General features: G+C 50.7%; 2 protein-coding genes and 4 pseudogenes. 1 reads left to right on the forward strand and 5 read right to left on the reverse strand.

All coding sequences use genetic code 11. The features are described from left to right. The 5 genes and pseudogenes from E0D98_RS22120 to E0D98_RS22140 all read right to left on the reverse strand — a co-directional run. A pseudogene (locus E0D98_RS22120) lies at positions 1 to 155 on the reverse strand (IS66 family transposase); the annotation flags it as partial. Between the two features lie 49 nt (positions 156 to 204). Continuing rightward, the gene (gene tnpB, locus E0D98_RS22125; protein WP_050877270.1) at positions 205 to 552 is read right to left on the reverse strand and encodes an IS66 family insertion sequence element accessory protein TnpB; all 348 of its coding nucleotides are present in this window, start codon (positions 550 to 552) and stop codon (positions 205 to 207) included. After that, positions 549 to 929: a transposase gene (locus tag E0D98_RS22130; protein WP_050877276.1), complete on the reverse strand. Its 381-nt coding sequence runs from the start codon at positions 927 to 929 to the stop codon at positions 549 to 551. Before E0D98_RS22130 ends, tnpB begins: the two co-directional genes overlap by 4 nt. Before the next feature lie 87 nt (positions 930 to 1,016). Continuing rightward, a pseudogene (locus tag E0D98_RS22135) lies at positions 1,017 to 1,157 on the reverse strand (IS110 family transposase); the annotation flags it as partial. Positions 1,158 to 1,448: 291 nt separating this feature from the next. After that, positions 1,449 to 2,436: pseudogene (locus E0D98_RS22140) on the reverse strand (IS3 family transposase); the annotation flags it as partial. Positions 2,437 to 2,570: 134 nt separating this feature from the next. Between E0D98_RS22140 and E0D98_RS22145 the strand changes: the two are divergent. Next, positions 2,571 to 3,600 (forward strand): annotated as a pseudogene (locus E0D98_RS22145) (IS630 family transposase). Positions 3,601 to 3,770 lie beyond the last annotated feature (170 nt).

The following is a 3,770-nucleotide window of genomic DNA, read 5'->3' on the forward strand; positions in this document are numbered from 1 at the left end:
AAGTTCATCCGGCGGAGTTTATCCAGCTGCGCCTGCAGATGGTCTATTTCGCGCTCCCGGTTGCTCAGCTTTTCCTGCAGGGCGTGGATCAGCGCTTCCTGTTCGGCCAGGCGCTGTTTCAGCAGGAGGATGTCGTCAGAAGAGATGTCGTTCATAAGCCCGTATTTTACCGGGCTTATTCTGTGACAACCAGGATAAAGAGATTTACAGCATGGTCAGGGAGGTCAGCAGCCGCTTAGGCTGTCGCCAGTCGATACCTTCCAGCAGCATCGCCAGCTGCGCCTGCGTAAGGAACACTTTGCCATCACGGGCTGACGGCCAGGCGAAGCGCCCACGCTCCAGCCGTTTGGTCAGGAGGCACAGCCCGTCACCGGTGGACCACAGCAGTTTAACCTGACTGCCGCTGCGGCCCCGGAAAATGAAAACATGGCCGGACATGGGATCGTCTTTCAGCGCCGTCTGTACTTTCGCAGCCAGGCCGTTGAAGCCATTTATCATATCGGTGATACCGGCAACCAGCCAAATTTTGGTCCCGGAAGGTAACGGGATCATCGCTTCAGTTCCTGTATCAGCAGAGTCAGGAGCTTTTCGCTGACATTGCCATTGAAGCGGAGCGTCCCGTGCCGGAACGTTACCTCACAGCTGATACTGAGGGTTTCCGGGTCCTCTGCGAGCGATTCTGGCTGTTCGGCAGCTGCATCGAGAGTCACAGGAAGTAGCTGGGGGCTCTCTGAAGAAGGTAATAGCAGCTTTCCCTCGCGCCATTGTTGTCGCCATTTGAACAACAGATTGGCGTTAATGCCATTTTCAAGAGCAAGTTTTAAGATGGATATCCCGGGTTCACAGGAGGCAGCAACGAGCTGCTGTTTAAATTCGGGAGGATAATTAGGGCAGCCTTTTCGCCTGCCGGGAGTCACATTTTTCTGCATATCTGACACTTTGGTTCCCACTACTTATTTGGTGGACACCACTTTGTCTAATTCGTCAGATTCTGACCAGACGGTTCAGGCTGTACGCTTACGGTAACCTTGCCGTGTTGTGGAGAACAACTGGGTCCCCAGAACTTTATTGTTCTGATCTACGGCAGCGGCAATATGCAGATCTTTATGTGTATCCACTCCACCCACAGCAGCGGTTTCTGTAACTTTTCCTGCCATAACTGAGCTCCTGTGAGGAAACAGAGTTGAATCTCCAGACTGATACCCCGGACAGGGCAGTAACGAGACAAGCCGTCAGGCCCTTCTTGGGTCACGTGCACCGGTGAGGAGATGCCTCGCATGAAGGCGCTTCCGGCAACTGACAGGTCCAGGGCAGGACACAAGAAGTCGATCGCTGTGTGAGTCAGGATGCGGGAAAGTCTTCACTGCATCAGTAATCACAGCTGTCTGGTTAAACAGCAAACAGAGTGATGATAAAAACTGATACCTACATTATTACTGAACACTGCGGAGCAGCGGGTTCTCCTCTTCAGCAAGGCTTTCCAGCCCCTTATTTAACATCCGCTTCACCAGCTCATCTGTAGGCCTGCAGGCTGTTTCCCTCGCCACGATTTCCCCGTTAAACAAATCAAGTATCGGGGACAGGTACAGTTTTTGTCCGCCAGCCCTGAATTCGGTGATATCTGTCACCCATTTCTCACTGGGAGCTTTCGCTTTGAACTGTCACTGAAGGATATTTTTTGCAGCGAGTCCCATATTCACCCGATAAGACCGGTATTTCTTCAGGCGCACAGGAGACTTCAGGCCAAGCTGCTGCATCAGTTTTTGCACCGTTTTGCCACTGAACCTGAGACATCTTTTCTGAAGTTCACAGTGGATCCGCTGGTACCCATAACATCCTCGGTGTTCATGGAAGATGGAGGCTATGAGCTGTTTCACATCTGCATACTTGTCCTTAGCCTTCTGCAGTGACTGCTGATAGTACTGCGTGCTTCTGGCCAGCCCTGCGGCCTTTAACAGGTCAGACTGGCAGTGTCCGCACCTCAGGTTCTGGATGACTTTTGCTTTTTCTCCAGTTCTAGGCGCTTTTTTCCAGGAAATGCTCCTGCATGGCTTTCAGATATGAATTTTCTGCGCGAAGATAACGCAGCTTATTCTTCATCTCTTCCTGCGTAATGTTTGCCTCGTTTTCATGGCCATCATCAGAACGGGTCATGCTTTTCTCCTTCCTGCACCTGATAAAAGGCCTCATCACCAGATTTGTGGTAGCCTTTTATCCAGTTTTTAACCGTGTTATGGCAGGGAATGTTAAACCGGGCAGCTACCCGGGGTAGAGACTCAGAATGTACGAGAGCATAAAGAACCACGCCAAGTCTATCTTCAGGAGAATAGCTACGCCTGTGTCTGCAATCCAGCGCCAGAGGACCGTGAAGAAGAAAAAGATTAATCCAGTGTGAGAAAGTTGAAATCGTTTTGCTGTGGAAATGATGCCTGAATGACTGGCCCCCTTTTTTTCTTCGGTAACTCCCTAAATAGCTGCGCGGAATAGTAGATCACTTTGAGGGAACTCAGCCCGGATTGTGCGATCTGATCAATCGCCAAATCAAAACAAATCACCAACCGGAGTGAGCAATGCCGATCATAGCACCAATTTCCCGTGACGAACGACGCCTGATGCAGAAAGCCATCCATAAAACACACGATAAAAATTATGCCCGCAGACTGACTGCCATGCTGATGCTGCACCGGGGTGACCGTGTCAGCGACGTTGCCAGAACGCTCTGCTGCGTCCGTTCCTCTGTTGGACGCTGGATTAACTGGTTCACGCAGTCGGGTGTTGAGGGACTGAAATCATTACCTGCCGGACGTACCCGTCGCTGGCCGTTTGAGCATATCTGCACACTGTTACGTGAGCTGGTAAAACATTCTCCCGGCGACTTTGGCTACCAGCGTTCACGCTGGAGTACAGAACTGCTGGCAATAAAAATCAATGAGATAACCGGTTGCCAGTTAAATGCTGGAACCGTTCGCCGCTGGTTGCCGTCTGCGGGGATTGTGTGGCGAAGGGCTGCGCTAACTCTGCGTATCCGTGACCCGCATAAAGATGAAAAGATGGCCGCAATCCATAAAGCACTGGACGAGCAGCGCAGAGCATCCGGTCTTTTATGAAGATGAAGTGGATATCCATCTTCATCCCAAAATCGGTGCGGACTGGCAACTGCGCGGACAGCAAAAACGGGTGGTCACGCCGGGACAGAATGAAAAATATTATCTGGCCGGAGCGCTGCACAGCGGGACAGGTAAAGTCAGTTATGTGGGCGGCAACAGCAAAAGTTCGGCGCTGTTCATCAGCCTGCTGAAGCGGCTTAAAGCAACATACCGTCGGGCGAAAACCATCACGCTGATCGTGGACAACTACATTATCCACAAAAGCCGGGAAACACAGAGCTGGCTGAAGGAGAACCCGAAGTTCAGGGGCATTTATCAGCCGGTTTACTCGCCATGGGTGAATCATGTTGAACGGCTATGGCAGGCATTTCACGACACAATAACGCGTAATCATCAGTGCCGATCAATGTGGCAACTGTTGAAAAAAGTTCGCCATTTTATGGAAACCGTCAGCCCATTCCCCGGAGGCAAACATGGGCTGGCAAAAGTGTAGCGGTATTAAGCACAGCTATTTAGTGTTACTACTCCATTCGTCAGTGGTCAACATTCCGATGGTTAAATTACAAAAGGCAATAACCACCTTGAAATACGCCATTATGGGATGATTCTCTCTCCATAGAGAACGTTGTTATTAATGTTTAACAGGAGAGTCAGTGAATATAC

The organism is Escherichia sp. KCJ4928 (genome assembly GCF_004352695.1).
GTDB lineage: Bacteria > Pseudomonadota > Gammaproteobacteria > Enterobacterales > Enterobacteriaceae > ECMA0423.

Bases quoted from the DNA above. Each gene is read 5' to 3' on its own strand.
- E0D98_RS22130 (WP_050877276.1), bottom strand. From the start codon at position 929: ATGCAGAAAAATGTGACTCCCGGCAGGCGAAAAGGCTGCCCTAATTAT.
- tnpB (WP_050877270.1), bottom strand. From the start codon at position 552: ATGATCCCGTTACCTTCCGGGACCAAAATTTGGCTGGTTGCCGGTATC.